General features: G+C 43.0%; 15 protein-coding genes. 13 read left to right on the top strand and 2 right to left on the bottom strand.

The genetic code is table 11. From position 1 onward, the window contains the following. Positions 1–327: 327 nt before the first annotated feature. Complete coding sequence (gene ubiG, locus HKI82_RS07300; protein WP_171137628.1) at positions 328–1,041, bottom strand: bifunctional 2-polyprenyl-6-hydroxyphenol methylase/3-demethylubiquinol 3-O-methyltransferase UbiG; 714 nt, start codon at positions 1,039–1,041, stop codon at positions 328–330. Positions 1,042–1,412: 371 nt separating this feature from the next. On the opposite strand from ubiG, the gene gyrA reads away from it, so the two are divergent. The 10 genes from gyrA (at position 1,413) to HKI82_RS07250 (ending at position 13,726) form a co-directional block, all read left to right on the top strand. Continuing rightward, positions 1,413–4,061, top strand: coding sequence for a DNA topoisomerase (ATP-hydrolyzing) subunit A (gene gyrA / locus HKI82_RS07295; RefSeq protein ID WP_102942462.1), 2,649 nt, complete (start codon positions 1,413–1,415; stop codon positions 4,059–4,061). Positions 4,062–4,473: 412 nt separating this feature from the next. Continuing rightward, positions 4,474–4,653, top strand: coding sequence for a hypothetical protein (locus HKI82_RS07290; RefSeq protein WP_102942463.1), 180 nt, complete (start codon positions 4,474–4,476; stop codon positions 4,651–4,653). Positions 4,654–4,965: 312 nt separating this feature from the next. Next, positions 4,966–5,562 (top strand): GTP cyclohydrolase II, encoded by a 597-nt coding sequence (locus tag HKI82_RS07285; RefSeq protein WP_102942464.1) that lies wholly within the window; start codon positions 4,966–4,968, stop codon positions 5,560–5,562. A gap of 155 nt (positions 5,563–5,717) precedes the next feature. Further along, positions 5,718–6,977: an imelysin family protein gene (locus tag HKI82_RS07280; protein ID WP_171137627.1), complete on the top strand. Its 1,260-nt coding sequence runs from the start codon at positions 5,718–5,720 to the stop codon at positions 6,975–6,977. Positions 6,978–7,111: 134 nt separating this feature from the next. Next, positions 7,112–8,494 (top strand): di-heme oxidoreductase family protein, encoded by a 1,383-nt coding sequence (locus HKI82_RS07275; RefSeq protein WP_171137626.1) that lies wholly within the window; start codon positions 7,112–7,114, stop codon positions 8,492–8,494. A gap of 24 nt (positions 8,495–8,518) precedes the next feature. Continuing rightward, a complete protein-coding gene (locus HKI82_RS07270; protein WP_171137625.1) occupies positions 8,519–9,550 on the top strand; it encodes an imelysin family protein in 1,032 nt (343 codons plus the stop codon). After that, positions 9,531–10,619 carry a DUF1513 domain-containing protein gene (locus tag HKI82_RS07265; RefSeq protein WP_171137624.1) on the top strand — a complete coding sequence of 363 codons (1,089 nt, stop codon included), beginning with the start codon at positions 9,531–9,533 and terminating at the stop codon, positions 10,617–10,619. The genes HKI82_RS07270 and HKI82_RS07265 overlap by 20 nt, the downstream gene beginning before the upstream one ends. A gap of 69 nt (positions 10,620–10,688) precedes the next feature. Then, positions 10,689–12,242 carry a L,D-transpeptidase family protein gene (locus HKI82_RS07260; protein WP_171137623.1) on the top strand — a complete coding sequence of 518 codons (1,554 nt, stop codon included), beginning with the start codon at positions 10,689–10,691 and terminating at the stop codon, positions 12,240–12,242. Between the two features lie 213 nt (positions 12,243–12,455). Beyond that, entirely contained in the window at positions 12,456–13,004 is a 549-nt protein-coding gene (mepK, locus tag HKI82_RS07255; protein WP_102942470.1) for a peptidoglycan L,D-endopeptidase MepK, read from the top strand. A gap of 65 nt (positions 13,005–13,069) precedes the next feature. Continuing rightward, positions 13,070–13,726, top strand: a complete 657-nt coding sequence (locus HKI82_RS07250) for an MBL fold metallo-hydrolase (protein WP_102942471.1) — start codon at positions 13,070–13,072, stop codon at positions 13,724–13,726. On the opposite strand, the gene HKI82_RS07245 is transcribed toward HKI82_RS07250, so the two are convergent. Continuing rightward, positions 13,720–14,397: a DUF2982 domain-containing protein gene (locus tag HKI82_RS07245; protein ID WP_102942472.1), complete on the bottom strand. Its 678-nt coding sequence runs from the start codon at positions 14,395–14,397 to the stop codon at positions 13,720–13,722. The two genes, HKI82_RS07250 and HKI82_RS07245, sit on opposite strands and share 7 nt — an antisense overlap. Before the next feature lie 220 nt (positions 14,398–14,617). Between HKI82_RS07245 and HKI82_RS07240 the strand changes: the two genes are divergently transcribed. From HKI82_RS07240 to HKI82_RS07230, 3 genes are all read left to right on the top strand, one after another. Then, positions 14,618–15,013, top strand: coding sequence for a MarR family transcriptional regulator (locus HKI82_RS07240; protein ID WP_102942473.1), 396 nt, complete (start codon positions 14,618–14,620; stop codon positions 15,011–15,013). A 393-nt stretch (positions 15,014–15,406) separates the two neighbouring features. Continuing rightward, on the top strand, positions 15,407–16,501 hold the full coding sequence (locus HKI82_RS07235) for a TRAP transporter substrate-binding protein (RefSeq protein ID WP_171137622.1): 1,095 nt from the start codon (positions 15,407–15,409) through the stop codon (positions 16,499–16,501). Positions 16,502–16,613: 112 nt separating this feature from the next. Beyond that, a complete protein-coding gene (locus HKI82_RS07230; protein ID WP_102985983.1) occupies positions 16,614–17,153 on the top strand; it encodes a TRAP transporter small permease subunit in 540 nt (179 codons plus the stop codon). Positions 17,154–17,160 lie beyond the last annotated feature (7 nt).

Here is a 17,160-nt window from a genome sequence, read left to right as displayed (position 1 = left end):
GGTGCATCAGTGTTCGAGTTACAACATAGTGCTATAACCCCTTTAATGCAAGTTACAGTTTAGGGGAAACTTTGTGGATAACTTTGAAAATGAAAAAAAACGTTAGTAGCCACTAACTGATGATCTAAGAACAGAGTTGATTGTAAAAAATCGAGCTTTCAAGATTGGTTTATTCGTAACCGATCAAAAAAAAATTTCCTTGATCTTTAACTAAAAATTCGAGCCAAATTTTGTTGATTCAAAATGGAACAGAATGCACGAAAAACGTGCATAAAAATGAAATATTTCTCGAAGTAATTGAGGGTTAAAAAACCCTCAATTTAACGATCAGAACAAACGAGTGTGAACGATGTAATTCACATCTACATTTTTCCCTAAGCGATATGTGTCAGTCAGCGGGTTGTAGAGTAAACCAGTGATACCTTGTTCTTTAAGGTGTGTTTGGTCAACCATCTTTAAAAGCTCAGAAGGGCGAATGAACTTTTCGTGGTCGTGAGTACCTTCAGGGACAATTTTCATCAGCTTTTCTGCGCCTACGATGGCAAAAAGATAAGACTTGATGTTGCGGTTCAAAGTAGAGAAAAAGACGTGACCGTTAGGTTTAACCAATGCTGCGCAGGCCTTAACAACTGAAAGCGGGTCAGGGACGTGCTCCAGCATTTCCATACAAGTCACCACATCATAGGTTTGTGGATTTTCTTTTGCGTGGTCTTCGATTGTACTCTGGATATAAGTGAGCTTAGTTCCAGTTTCTAACGCGTGGAGACGAGCGACTTCCAAAGGTTCTTTGCCCATATCTAAGCCGGTCACTTCCGCACCTTCGCGAGCCATGCTTTCCGCTAAAATGCCACCACCGCAGCCCACGTCCAACACTCTCTTGCCGAAAAGACCATCCGCTTTATCGAGAACGTAATTGAGACGAAGAGGGTTAATCTGGTGAAGAGGTTTGAATTCGCCTTCTAGATCCCACCAACGAGAGGCCATGTCCTCGAATTTTTTTATTTCGTTAGGGTCGACGTTTTGATTTTGAGTTGTCGTCATAGTGAATTTGCCTTTAATACTCATCCGTGGTTACGTGGGCATTATAACGTTATGAGTAAATCAAACCAGTTGTTCTCTATTTGTTTAAACAAGAATTGATTGTTTAGTAAATATATGGGTAAAAATTAACCATTTATCAGTTGGATATGGGAGAAGTGTGTAATTTCTCCACATTTTAGAGGCAACAAACATCACAACCTGATAAAAGGGCAATGAAAGTTATGCCGAACCGTTATAAGTTGTGTTATATTTTTTCACCTTATAAGTATCAATAATATCTGGAAATTGGAAAACAGTGTCTATTCGGCTTATTTATAGTAATAGCTCACTGTCTGGATATACCGATCAAACTATAGAGGGATAAAGGCTCTATGAGCGATCTAGCTAAAGAGATCACGCCCGTAAACATTGAAGATGAGCTTCGAGGTTCATACCTAGACTATGCGATGTCAGTTATCGTTGGTCGTGCTCTTCCAGATGTGCGTGATGGTCTAAAACCAGTACACCGCCGCGTTCTATTTGCTATGAACGTATTGGGCAACGATTGGAATAAACCATATAAAAAATCTGCCCGTGTGGTAGGTGACGTAATCGGTAAATATCACCCGCATGGTGACAGTGCTGTATACGATACAATTGTTCGTATGGCACAGCCGTTCTCACTTCGCTACATGCTAGCGGATGGTCAAGGTAACTTCGGTTCTATCGATGGCGACTCTGCTGCGGCAATGCGTTATACCGAAGTTCGTATGGCTAAAATAGCCCATGAACTGTTGGCTGATTTAGATAAAGAAACGGTTGATTACGTAGACAACTACGACGGTACCGAGCAGATTCCTGCGGTACTGCCAACGAAAGTTCCTAACCTGCTTGTGAACGGTGCGTCAGGCATCGCGGTAGGTATGGCAACCAATATTCCGCCACACAACTTAACTGAAGTTGTGAATGGATGTTTGGCATTCATCGACAATGAAGACATCACTATTGATGAGTTGATGGATTACATCCCAGGACCAGATTTCCCAACCGCAGCATTGATTAGTGGTCGTAAAGGTATCATTGATGCCTATAAGACTGGTCGCGGTAAAGTTTACATGCGCTCTAAAGCTGAGATTGAAGCTGATAAGAGTGGCAAAGAAACCATCATCGTTTCTGAAATTCCGTACCAAGTGAACAAAGCTCGTTTGATTGAGAAAATTGCGGAACTTGTAAAAGATAAGAAAGTTGAAGGCATCAGTGCACTGCGCGACGAATCTGATAAAGATGGTATGCGTATTGTTATTGAATGTAGACGTGATGCTGTAGGTGAAGTTGTTCTAAACAACCTATATGCAAACACCCAACTTCAAACCACTTTCGGGATTAACATGGTTGCCCTTGAACATGGCCAACCAAAGTTGTTCAACCTGAAAGAGATGATTAAGTGCTTCGTAGACCACCGCCGTGAAGTGGTGACTCGTCGTACTATTTTTGAATTACGTAAAGCTCGTGAGCGTGCTCATATCCTTGAAGGTTTAGCATTAGCACTGGCGAACATCGATGAAATCATCGACTTGATCCGTAAAGCTCCAACACCAGCAGAAGCAAAAGTTGGGTTGATTTCACGTGGCTGGGATCTAGGCAACGTAGCGGCAATGCTTGAGCGTGCTGGTACAGATGCTGCTCGTCCAGAGTGGCTAGAAGCTCAATACGGTATTCGTGACGGTCAATATTTCTTAACTGAGCAACAAGCTCAGGCGATTCTAGAACTTCGTTTACACCGTTTAACGGGTCTAGAGCACGAGAAAATTCTTGATGAATATAAGCAGCTTCTAGAAGAAATTGCAGAGCTACTGCACATTCTTGGCAGCACTGAGCGCTTGATGGAAGTGATTCGTGAAGAGCTAGAAACCGTTCGTGATGCTTTCGGTGATGCACGTCGTACAGAAATCACCGCAGCAAGCCATGACATTGACATGGAAGAGCTGATTGCTCGTGAAGACGTCGTTGTGACTCTATCTCACGAAGGCTATGTGAAGTACCAACTTCTAAGCGACTATGAATCTCAACGTCGTGGTGGCCGTGGTAAGAGTGCAACGCGCATGAAAGACGAAGATTATATCGAACGTCTACTAGTAGCGAACACTCATGACAACATTCTATGTTTCTCTACGCGTGGTAAGACATACCGTCTGAAGACGTATCAATTGCCATTAGCGAGCCGTACTGCTCGTGGTAAGCCAATTGTTAACTTACTACCGCTAGAAGAAAATGAACGTATCACAGCGATTCTGCCTGTAACTGAGTTCAGTGAAGATAAATTTATCTTTATGGCAACCGGTGACGGCACTGTTAAGAAGACATCTTTGGATCAGTTTGCCAACGTACGCGCAAATGGTCTGATCGCTCTTAACCTGCGTGATGAAGACTCGCTAATCGGCGTTGATATTACAGACGGCAACAACGATATCATGTTGTTCTCGCAATCAGGTAAAGTCGTCCGCTTCAACGAACAACAAGTTCGTGCGATGGGACGTACTGCAGCTGGTGTACGCGGTATGAAACTGAACGGCAACGACCAAATCGTTTCTCTAATCGTTCCAAAAACTGACGGTAACATCCTGACAGTAACGGAAAATGGTTACGGTAAGCGTACTGTTCTAAGTGAATACCCAGCGAAGAGCCGTGCAACACAAGGTGTTGTGTCGATCAAAGTGTCAGAGCGTAACGGCCTTGTTATCGGCGCGGTTCAAGTGGAAGAAGGCGACGAATTCATGATGATCACTAACGCAGGTACGCTAGTACGTACTCGTGTTGCTGAAGTGAGTCAAGTTGGTCGTAACACTCAAGGTGTAACACTTATCCGTACTGCGGAAGACGAGAAAGTAGTTGGTCTGCAACGAATCGAAGAAATTGAAGAGTCTGAACTTCCTGAAGGGGAAGAAGGTGATGAAGTTCTTGATTCGTCAGTAGAGTCAGCGGATATCGTTGAAGCTGAGGGTGATGATTCTGAAACTGATAGCGAAAGCGACTCAGAATAAATAATCTTCACCGAATAAAAAGCCGAGTTTAATACTCGGCTTTTTTTATCTTAAAAATCGGCAATGCAACTTTAATTATCAATATTCACGCATGTTTGAATCGACAGTCGATATCAAATCATTAATAAATGAAACATTAGTATTTATTAATGTATTAAAAGTTGGGTGGGAATTATAAAAGTAACATTAGAGTGACGAACATATGAATAAAGCGTCATTTTTTAGCTGGTTCATTTAGGTGATCACAAAGCCAAGGTAATTGATCTATTTGAATATTTTGGATCAAAAATAACACCTATAAAAAATCAAATGTAAAGTGTGATGATAGTTCCATTAATATGTTTTTTGTCACAAAATTGAATTTTAAATGGTATTATTTTTGAGAATTAATGCTTATTAATGGATTGAGGCAGTGGACCAACTGATGATTTATAAATTGAAAGAAGCTTTTCATGAACAAATTAGTTCTCTGCAGCCATATACTTCGACTCAGTCTAAATCAACGCTATCGTTATTAACTGCGGAAGAATTGAAAGAGCTAGAACAAATTTGGATTGACTTCACCGTGTGGAAGAAAACTCAGAAAAGCTAAGTCAATCTAGTGCTTTACACCCAGCTTAATACAGCTGGGTTTTTTATTGCCGTTTTTCGAAATTGTTATATTATAACAACAAAGCTTAATGAATCTTACAGAGCGCGTTTCTATAAGTTACTTGAGTGGATAAACAGATTATGATCTTTTCATTGAAAACTGGCGGGTCAATCCCCATAGTTATGGCAAGATTAACTGATTCGAATGCATGGACTCTCAATGTGGCAGAGCGGTTCGCTTTGCTAAGTATGAGAAGAAGATAAATTATTAACGACTGTGCATAAGTAATGTTTGAGTAAAGTGAGTACAGATATGGCGGAAGTAAGAGCCAGAGTTGACTTTAAAGTCGGCGCTAAAAGTAGCATTGATGCTGAAATCCTCTCTTTCAAAGGGTTAGAAACAGACAAAGAGCACGTTGCTGTTATCTTCAAATCCGTTGATAAGTCTCAAGAGATTCCATTGGTTCGTATGCACTCTGAGTGTTTAACTGGTGATGTTTTCCATTCGTCGCGTTGCGATTGTGGTGAGCAACTGGAAGAAACCATCGAAAAAATGGGCGAATTTGGTGGAATCATTCTCTATTTGCGTCAAGAGGGCCGTGGCATTGGCCTTTATAACAAGATCGATGCTTATCGTTTACAGAGCCAAGGTATGAATACCTATGAAGCCAACAATCATTTGGGCTTCGGCGATGACCTACGTGATTTCACTGAAGCAGCGCAAATGTTGAAAGCTTTGGGTATCAGTAAGATTCGCTTAGTGACTAATAACCCTAAGAAAGTCAACGAACTGAAACAGCACGGCATCGAAATTGTTGAAGTCGTCAATACGGCAGCTCACATCAAGTCAGGCAATGAAAACTATTTGAAAGCCAAAGTCTCACATGGTAAGCACGACTTAAAACTTTAATAGCTCATCACTTTTGCATAAAAAAACCTCACTTCGGTGAGGTTTTTTTTGTTACAGCTTGCAAATAAATTGTAAATTTGTATGATGCGTAACTAGTAGTGCAAATGAGAATAATTAGCACTAACAATATAAAGTTGCTCAACAAGGATGCTTCAATGAAAGTGAAATCGTTTTTAGTCCAATCTATCGCCGCTTCTTTAGCTTTAGCCAGTGCTGCAAGCATGGCCGCAGTTACTCAACAACAAGTTGTAGAAAACTATGCAGATATTGCTCACGCAGTGTTTGCTGATTCATTATCTACAGCTAAAGGTCTTGAAAAGTCGTTAGATACTTTTCTATCGGCACCGTCAGAAGCAAAATTACAAGACGTTAAAAAAGCGTGGTTAGCAGCGCGTGTACCGTACCAACAGTCTGAAGTTTTCCGTTTTGGTAACGCCGTTGTTGATGACTGGGAAGGGCAGCTAAACGCTTGGCCTTTGGATGAAGGTCTGATCGATTACGTTGCGACAGATTATCAATATGAACTTGGTAATGAAGGCGCAAGTGCAAATATTATCGGTAATAAAGCGATCACGATCGGTGCAACGACAATTGATGCATCTACTATTACTCCTGATTTAATCGCTAGTCTGAACGAAGTTGGTGGTTCGGAAGCTAACGTTGCATCTGGGTACCATGCGATAGAATTTTTGCTATGGGGCCAAGATCTAAACGGTACTAACCCTGGCGCTGGCGCTCGCCCTTATACAGATTACGTTCAAGGTGCAGAGTGTACTAACGGCAACTGTGACCGTCGTGCTCAATACCTAAAAGCGGCTGTTCAGCTTTTAGTTCAAGATCTTGAATGGATGGAAAAACAGTGGTCAGCATCGGAACAAGGCAATTACCGTCAAGAACTACTTTCAGAATCAGCAACAAACGGCATTCGCAAAATGTTGTTTGGTATGGGGTCGCTATCTCTAGGTGAATTGGCGGGTGAGCGTATGAAAGTGGCGCTTGAAGCGAATTCAACCGAAGATGAGCACGATTGTTTCTCAGACAACACGCACAACTCTCATTACTTCAATGAGCAAGGCATTTACAACGTCTATACGGGCTCATATTCACGTGTAGACGGCTCAAAAATTTCTGGTCCAAGCATCAATGATTTAGTTGCAGACAAAGATTCAGCGGCTGCGAAAGACATTCTCGCTCAATTTGAAGCTTCTCGTGCAGAAGTTGGTGAGTTAGTGAAATCAGCAGAACAAAACAATCAACACTTTGACCAGTTGATTGCTGCAGACAACGCTGAGGGCAACGCATTAGTCAACAAAGCTATCGCTGGTTTAGTGGCTCAAACGGCTTCTATTGAGCGTGCAGCAGGTATTATCGGTATCGACAACCTTAATCCAGATAATGCTGACCACGAATTTTAATCTCGATGGCAGACTGAGCTTTCTTAGCTAGATTAACTCCACATAAGAGAGCTCATTTATACCCAATCTTTAGACCTTTAACATGAGGTGCGACGGATTGGGTTTCTTGCTTTTTAAACAATGAGAAAGACGTAATGAAGTCGTATTTTTCAGCACTACTACTGAGTTTGGCCTCTTGCCATGCGGTGGCTGAAGACGTGAAATCTGGTGGCAGTACCAGTACTACGAAAGCCGGCCCTAATGCTTATTCTCTGCCCGCATCAAACTTGCCAATGGCAAGACGATTGGACTTTAGCGTGGGTAACAGCTTTTTCCGTAATCCTTGGGTTCCAGCACCTTCATCAACCGATGCCCGCGATGGCCTTGGTCCTCTTTTTAATACTAATGGTTGTCAGAACTGTCATATCAAAGACGGACGTGGTCATCCTCCAGAAGTCAATGATACCCAAGCGGTTTCGATGCTTGTGCGTTTGAGCATTCCAGCAGAAACAGAGGCACAAAAAGCCATATATGACAGAGCGGGTGTAGTACCTGAGCCGATTTACGGTGACCAACTGCAAGACTTTGCCCTACCAGGGAAAAAAGCTGAAGGTTCGATTCAAATTACTTACGACGAAGTGGTGGTTAAGTTTGCAGATGGCACTCCAATACTTTTACGTAAACCGAATCTATCTATTCAAAATCTAGGCTATGGCGCCTTACATCCGAAGACTCAATTTTCTGCGCGTGTCGCTCCTCCTATGATTGGTTTAGGCTTGTTAGAAGCTATTCCAGAACAGACGATTCTTTATTGGCAAGACGAGAACGACGCTAATGGTGATGGAATTTCTGGTCGTGTAAACCGAGTTTGGGATGTTCGTGAAGAGAAAAAAGTCGTTGGACGTTTTGGCTGGAAAGCAGGGCAACCATCGTTGATGCAACAAAATGCCGCAGCGTTCAATGGTGATTTAGGCTTGACCAGCCGTCTATTCCCAAAAGAAAACTGCAGTGTGCACCAAACACTTTGTAGTCAAGTGCCTAACGGTGGTGAACCTGAAGTGAGCGATAATATACTCGATTTCGTTGAGTTCTATTCGCAACACTTAGCGGTACCTGTGCGCCGAAACATTGATGACCCCAAAGTTCAACACGGTAAAAAGCTGTTTGCAGAAGCAGGATGTAATAGCTGCCACAAAACAGAGATTAAAACCGCAAAAGTGGAAGCTAGACCAGCACTTTCAGAACAAACTATTCATCCATATACAGATCTGTTATTACACGATATGGGTGAGGGATTAAGTGATGGCCGACCTGAAGCTCTTGCATCAGGCAACGAGTGGCGAACGCCACCGCTGTGGGGTATCGGCTATACAGAGGAAGTGAATAACCATACATACTTCCTACATGATGGACGAGCACGAAATCTTATGGAAGCGGTGCTTTGGCATGGGGGCGAAGCTCAAGCAGCCAAAGAAAAAGTACTTCAGTTCAGTAAGCAAGAACGTGAAGCCTTAATCGCATTTTTAAATTCTTTATAAAGTCATTCTTTGTTAGGTGTTTATATGACCTTCAAACTTTTTTTTCCAAGCATATTGGTACTGAGCTTAACGGCCTGTCAAACAAGCCAAACAGCTTCGCATGCGCAGCAAACTCAACACGTAAGCCAGTCTACTTATTTGGTGGAGTATCAAGCCGCAAATCATTTTTCTATGCAAGCCCATTCTTTAGCCGAAACGTTTTCTGAATTCTGTCAGGCAGATTTCGTAGATATTTCAGAGATCAAACAGCAATGGCATAGCACTATGCTTGCGTGGATGGCATTACAAGGTCAGGAACGAGGTCCTGCTGACGCTCTTGCTCAAAGTTGGAATGTGCAATTTTGGCCAGATAAGAAAAACACTACAGGTCTGAAAATGGGCGCGCTAACAAAGCAGGATAAAGTTTGGACTGCTTCTGAAATCGCAGAAAACAGTGTGACGGTACAAGGGCTTGGTTCTATTGAATGGATGCTCTACGATTCAAAATCACCGTTGACCACTTCAAAGGCTCAGGCATGCATGTCAGCTACGGCAATCAGTGAAAATCTGGCAAACAGAGCCGATACGATTGAAAAAGCGTGGCGCACAAACCCTTGGACAAAACTGGATGAGAAAACTTGGACTTCGGAGTACATAGCGCTTCTATCTAATCAGTTAGAGTTTTCCATGTCTAAGTTAAGCCGTCCTTTAGCGAATATTGGTAAACCTCGCCCATATTTCTCTGAGTCATGGCGCTCTAAAACGTCTATGTTCAACTTAAAAGCCAACATTGAAGCGATGCAATCGCTGTATTTATCTGATGGAAATGGTTTGGACAAAATGCTGAGAGATCGCGGACTGGTCGATTTGGCGGAACGAGTGAAAACTCAATATGCAAACCTTTTGGCAACATGGCCAGAAGAGGGAAGTTTGTTCGACCTGCTACAAACAAAAGAGGGATACCGAACTGTGCTTTCTCAGTACAACAAAATGGAACAACTTAAGTACTTGTTACATGACGAAGTCTCTGTGGAACTAGACGTAGTGATAGGATTCAATGCAACCGATGGTGACTGATAATACACGGCGCTCGCTATTAAAGGCGGCTCTCTTCGGTGTTTGCACTCCAATACTTCCGTTTGGTTGTGCAAGCAATGGGATTAAAAATCAACCTGCACTCATTGGTTGTGCAGTGACAAGCCGAAACCAGTTTAGCGCTGTAGTAGCCGATAAACAGGGACAAGCGATTCGTCAGTTGCCTTTACCTGCGAGAGGGCATGGGGTCGCTATTCATCCACATATTAGTCAAGCTGTTGCTTTTGGCCGTCGTCCGGGTGAGTTCATGATGGCTTTTGACTATCAGAATGGCGAGATGATAGCGCTCAATTCCTCCGGCTATCAGCGACACTATTACGGTCATGGCGTCTATTCCAATGATGGCTCATGGTTGTTTGCTACTGAAGGTGAAAGAGGAACTAGCAGAGGTATCATCGGTGTTTATGACGTTCAAAATGGATACCAGAAAACCGATGAACTGACAGGCTTTGGTATCGGTCCACATGAAGTGATTATCATGCCGGACAACACTTTAGCGATTGGTGTCGGTGGCGTTCATACCAACGGCCGTGAGCCTCTAAATATAGAGACAATGCAACCGAGTCTTACCTATTTGTCTATGAATGGCAAAGTACTAGAGCAGGTTTCATTACCGGATCACCATTTAAGTATTCGTCACCTTGCTCACGACGGAAGTGAAACCGTACTGTGTGGGCAGCAATATCGCGGGCAACCGGAAGATACACCTTCTTTGATTGCCATGCATACCCGTGGTGGAGAAATGCAACCTTTGCTTGCCGAACCTGAAGAGTGGGCTCGCTTTAATCACTATATAGCAAGCATAGCGGCTACCGATAAGTGGATACTGGCTACGTCTCCTGTCGGCAACTGCTATGGTATTTGGTCGAAGGAAACTCGTCGCTTAGTCGAACTGGCACCTTTACCAGACGCTTCAGGTGTTGTTGTGCATGGTGACCAGTTTCAGGTAAGCTCCGGTGCTGGGATGGTAGTGAGTAACCAATATCCTCTTAGCGCGCAAACGACTGTATCAAATGTGCAATGGGATAATCACTGGTCAGCAATTGTTTAATTTTGTTATAACAATTGACTAATTCTTTGCCATACTCAATCTATAGGTTGTTGAGTTAGGCGTCGTTATATGAAGAAAAATCGTTTTTTTGCAGTGTTGCTAATTTTGTTCAGTGTATCGATTTCAGCAGCAGAAAAACGGCTTTCTGAATTAGGTTGGATTGAACCTGATTCACCGGTTTTTTCACTGTTGGCGTATCCGCAGAGAGTTGAGCGTATTTATCAGCAAAATAACGCTCAACTTATTTGGATCGATTTAGCTACCATTCAAAAGTTCGAGCAGCAGCTTGAAGTTATCCATCGTGCAGGCATCAGTCCGCTTTTTGATCGGCGCTTAAGCTACTTGCAACAATACCGCGAGCAAAATACTTGGTTTGAATACGACCTGTTAGCCACAGATACTCTCATCATGTATCTAAGCTATGCCGAACAAGCCGCAAAGCTCGGACAACAATGGTTCTTTGAGGGAAAGAAGCTTTCATACAACTTACCCTTGCCTAGTGAAAATGCCTTTGTTTCTTTAGAAGTTGCAGTGGCAACGAACGGTATTGGTGAGTTGGTTCAGTCCTATACACCTAACGATGCGTCATACCAACCTTTGATGACCGCATACAAAACCCTGCTTGAGAAAGAATCTGAGACTATTCCCCGTTACAACCAAAAAGGCCTGATAAAGCCAGGTGACAGGCTTGATGATAGAGATCTGCTAATACATCGCTTATCGCTGGTGAACATAGACATGAGTCAGGTGAATGACAATGTCACATGGTATGACAACAGTCTGGTGAAAGTGGTTAAGCGATTTCAACGAATGCACGGTCTTAAATCAGACGGAATCATCGGTCCAGACACATTAAAATGGCTCAACCTTTCTGTTAAGTCCCGTTTGGCTCTTCTGGCTTTGAATGCCGAACGCAGCCGCTTATGGTCACAGGAAGAAGACACTGTGATCGTGGTGAACATTCCTGGGTTTGATATGAAGTACTGGTATTCAGGTAAACCCGTATTTTCATCGAAAGTGGTCGTGGGTAGTGTTAAACGTCCGACGCCTTTGATGTCTATTAAGCTCGATTCCGTGATTTTAAATCCCACTTGGAATGTTCCGAGAAAAATCATGGTGGAAGACATCCTTCCACTGGCGAAGAGAGATGCAAACTATTTCAATCGGCACCATATTGAAATCATTAAGAGCTGGACCTCAGACAAAACTTTAGATCCAAAAGCGATCGATTGGACAAGCGTAGACCCAGACACATTCCCATACCGAATGCGCCAGCAATCTGGGCGTCAAAATGCATTAGGGTTGTACAAGTTTAATACACCAAATGCTCGCGCCATTTATTTGCATGACACGCCAAGCAAGCATCTGTTCAGCAGCCCATCAAGGGCATTCAGCTCAGGATGTATTCGTGTACAGGATGCGTCTATTTTTGCTGCGAAGATTTTTGAAACTCAGGGAATTGATGAATCCAAATTGAAAGATGAACAGAACCCCAGTAATAAGTCGATTGCGCTGAAGAAGCGAATCCCAGTACATATCATTTACCAAACCGTTTGGTATGAAGGTGGAACTCTTCAATACAGGGACGATGTTTACCGCTTCGATGCTCAAGCTCGTGGATGAGAGGCAAAGGCTGGCAATTAAGCTGGCCTATGCCATTCACTTCAAACTTTACTCAAAATTTACATAATAAAGTTTTTCTTTATGTTCAATCACTAATGCTACAAATCGCCGTTTTAGGCGATTTTGTGCACAAAATATGCATTTGACCTTCACTGGCGAGTCCGTTAAGTTTTGCCCTCTGTTTGAAATTTAATCAGTAGTAAAGGTGTTGGTTTGATTGTATCTCGACGTGATTTTTTGAAATTTGCTGGAAGTGGTTTAGTGGTTGCGGCTTGTGCGCCAAGCCTTGTTCAAGCCTCTCTTCCAGATGAACCACGTGTTTTGGCACTGAATAACCTACACACGGGCGAAACGCTAGAAAGTTGCTATTTCAATGGTCATCGTTATGTGCGTTCAGAGCTTAAAAGGCTCAACCATATTTGTCGCGATTTTCGTCGCAACGAAGTTCATCCTATGGACAAAGGACTCTTTGACCAGTTAACCCGTATTCAAACCTTAATCGGCTGTGAAGCAGAGGTGCAGATCATTTCTGGTTACCGCTCACCGGCCACCAATGAAATGCTTCGTCAAAACTCAAATGGTGTTGCGCAGAAGAGCTTCCATATGATGGGGAAAGCCTTCGATTTCCGTTTGGATGGCGTTTCATTGAAACAAGTCCATGAAGCTGCATTAAGCCTAAAAGCAGGTGGCGTTGGGTATTATCCTCGCAGTGGCTTTGTACACATAGACACAGGTCCAGTCCGCAACTGGCAAGGCTCGTAGCTTGTCAAACTAGGGCTCTAGTGGCATAGTTCGAACAATTTCGAATATCGAACAAGGTTTGTTTTATGTCTTTACAGTATCAAATTATCCCTGTAACTCACTTCGCTCAGAACTGTTCAATCGTTTGGTGTGATGAAACCATGGAAGGCGTTGTTGTCGACCCGGGTGGTGACGTCAAACAATTGAAAGCTATGATTGATGAGCTAGGAGTGAAAGTGGTTCATATCGTGCTTACTCATGGTCACTTAGATCATGTTGGTGGTACAGAATCTTTAGCCGAACAGCTTGGCAATGTCGATATTGTTGGTCCACATAAAGCGGATAACTTCTGGCTGCAAGGTTTAGAAGGTCAAAGCCAAATGTTCGGCTTCCCACTTACAGAAGCATTTGAGCCAAACAGATGGTTAGATGAAGGTGACACAGTGACCTTCGGTAAACAGACTCTTCAAGTGATTCACACACCGGGTCATACTCCGGGGCATGTGGTTTTATTCAGTGAAGAAGCGCGACTGGCTTTTGTTGGTGATGTACTTTTCCATGGCAGTATCGGTCGTACTGATTTCCCTCAGGGTAATCACGGTGATTTGTTGAATTCCATCAAAACCAAGCTTTGGCCATTAGGTAACGATGTGACTTTTATTCCGGGGCACGGTCCGAAATCAACATTTGGTCATGAACGATTACACAATCATTATGTGGCTGATGAAATGCCGCTTTACTGATCCGCTTTTTCTGGCTCGGCTGCTGCAAGATAGCGCCGAGCTAGCCCTACAAATTCTTCCGCACTTCTGTCTAAATCATTCGCTGAGATAAAAACGTCGTAATCGTAATATTGGCGCTGATACTTCATTCTATTTGCCAACATAGCCATTAAACCGGAATAACTTTTAGTTGCAGATTCTTTGTACTGCTGAGCATCCAACACCATATCTTCAAACTTCGTTTCTTGGTTTTTTTGTCGTGCGCCAAGATAGAGCAGAGCACGCTGGCTGAGCAGTATTTCAGAGGCGATACGCGGACAAATACTGTCAAGATAAGGAGAGTAGCGTCTTAGCTTGATACCAATCCAAGGCAACGGATGATGCCATCCATCTTGCTCGAAAGTACAAATGCCGATTTTACTGATGTTATTCCAACGCAAAACCCAACCACCTCGAAACAGATGCTGCTGAAAATGAGTAGCGGTAAAGGTATAGCCAACTTGGCTTTTTCTAATCAGCCAGTAGCCAACGACCAACAATACACCAATAGCGATAACTGCAACTAAGGCTTGTCGCCAACTGGGTGACCAAATAACAACCCCCAAAGCCAATAAAGCAGCCGCAATGCCTACCCATTTCGCATATGGAGAACGTAAGTCAAAGTGATGATTGGCGATATGAATACTCTGCATAGAAACAACATACACTCTCTATAAAACTGTTTTTATCCCCAGTATTGCAACTGTGATAATCAAAAACACCCTTGTATAAATTGTAGTCATAAACGTGCGATAGATGCATTTTTGCGGGAGAACTTGACCTCAATGCTACAAATGACAGCAGAATTTTGATATAAAACGCGCTTCAAATTTTCACCACTGCGATTAAAGCAGTGAAATGGAGACATACTCGATGAGACTTGCTCATAAGCGCAAAGTGCAGGCTAAACTGCAAAAGCGTGTTAAAGCGACTGTAGCGAACCTATCTTCAGCAACGAAAACTGCGAAACCTGCAGCTGAAAAGAAAGTTGTAGAGAAAAAAGTAGCGAAACCAGCGGTTGAAAAAGTTGTTGCTCAAGCAGCAGCGATTAAAGTTGACGTAGAATTAACGCCTAAGCAACAACAGGTTCTTGATATTGTTGCTAAAAATGCGGAAGGCATTAATCCTAAGTCTATTGGCCTAGAAGCTGGTCAGGAAGACGCAAAAGCGGCTTCTTGGGCAACAGGCGCACTTAAAAAACTACTAGAAGAAAATCTTGTAGTGAAAGAGCAGTTAACGGGTAACAAGGTTATCTACAAAGCAGTGTAGTTAACTTCGCAGCTCCAATCTCTAAGGCCTCGGTATTACCGGGGCTTTTTCATTTCTAGCCTTTTATAAAACTCTACATCGTACTTATAGTGTTCTGTCACAGTTTCGAAAACAAAATGCAAACTTCAAGTCTGCGAAAGTAATTACGTATAAATACAGGGGGTTAATTCTTCTCCATTCAGTAAATGATATTTAAAACATATATATAGATTTTTGTTGTTATATATCCTACGTATTACTACGTAAGACTATGGTTTTATATGCCGCTGCTGATGTTATTTCTTTGCGTAATCATGCTCATTTTTTATTGATCAAAGTTCACCCAGAGTGTGTGGTGAACTGAAGTGCTACTGAAGTATCACTGCACTGACCAATAACAAAAGGACGTGAACAATGAGTCTGATTCATCAATCTGTAAAACGAGTTATGACAACGAGTATGGTTGCGCTTACAGCGTGCTTTGCTTTGCTGTCAACATCAGCGACTGCTGATGAGAAAGTGTATCGCTTAAAACTGGCTGAAACTTGGGGTCCGAACTTCCCGATTTTCGGTGATACAACAAAAAATATGGCTGCAATGGCAGAGAAGATGTCAAACGGCCGCCTGCAAATTCGCATCGACTCTGCGAACAAACACAAAGCACCGCTAGGTGTGTTCGATATGGTGAAATCAGGTCAGTATGACTTGGGTCACTCAGCTTCTTATTACTGGAAAGGTAAGGTACCAAATACTCTTTACTTCACTTCTATGCCTTTCGGTATGACTGCACCTGAACAGTACGCTTGGTTCTATCATGGCGGCGGTATGGAGCTGATGGAGAAAGTGTATGAACCTCACAACATGCTATCTTTCCCGGGCGGTAATACCGATATCCAGATGGGTGGCTGGTTCCAAAAAGAAATCAATTCACTTGAAGATCTGCAAGGTCTGAAAATGCGTATTCCGGGTTTCGCTGGTGAAGTTTTGGCTGAGTTAGGCGCAAAACCAACCAACATTGCACCGGGTGAACTGTACACATCTCTAGAACGCCGCACAATCGACGCTCTTGAGTGGGTAGGTCCATCTCTTGACCTGCGTATGGGTTTCCACAAAATCGCTCCTTACTACTACACAGGTTGGCATGAGCCAGCAACTGAGTTGCAGTTCCTAGTGAACAAACGTACTTGGGAAAAACTACCTGAAGACCTACGTGAAATCTTGCGTGTTGCAATGCGCACAGCGGCTTACGACATGTATGCGCAATCTGTACATGAAAGTGGTAAGAACTGGGTTTCTATCAAAACTGAGTATCCAGACGTAAAAGTAAAAGACTTCCCGCCTGAAGTTATCAAAGCACTTCGTGATGCGAATGGTCGCCTGCTTGCTGAGCACGCAGCTCAAGATCCATTAGCGAAAGAGATTCAAGAATCACAGGCTAACTATCTGAAAGAAGTTCGCCAGTGGACAGATATCTCTATGCGCGCGTACCTGAACAACGAAGCACAGTAGTTTTAATTTAAAGCTGCTGAGAAGCCCAAGAAAAATATAACTAAGCTCCGCTAGCTCATTCCAGATTCACCGGGTTAAGCGGAGCATATTTGCAAATTCCATGGAGTCGGGAATGAGAAGTCTCATCTATATCGAAAGACTGTTTAATCGTATCAGCGATTTTCTTGGTTGGTTATCCAGCATTCTATTCATACTGCTTGTGGCTAACGTGGTTTATGACGTTGTGATGCGATACGCGTTTAATGACGTATCTATTGCCTTTCAAGAGCTCGAATGGCACCTGTTCTCTGCTGTGTTCATGCTTGGTATTCCGTATGCGCTAAAAGCGGGTGGTCATGTTCGGGTAGATATCTTCTACGAGCAACTGTCGAACAAAGCGCAAGCAGTCATCGATCTATTAGGCACTCTTATCCTGCTACTACCATTTTGCCTACTGGTGGCTTACTTCGGTATTGATTATGCCAAAGAGAGTTATGAACTGGGGGAAACTTCAGGAGATCCGGGTGGCTTACCTTATCGATGGATCATTAAAAGCCTAATTACAGTGGCGTTCTTCTTTATGGCAATGAGTGGTATCGGCATGATTCTGCACTCGCTGAACCGCATTGTGAACCCACAGCTTCTGCATACCAACTTTAAAGATTCGAAGTAAAAGGAAA

The organism is Vibrio plantisponsor, assembly GCF_013041605.1.
GTDB lineage: Bacteria > Pseudomonadota > Gammaproteobacteria > Enterobacterales > Vibrionaceae > Vibrio > Vibrio plantisponsor.
Note: the sequence above shows the minus strand (reverse complement) of the source record. Positions and strands in the feature narration are given on the sequence as shown.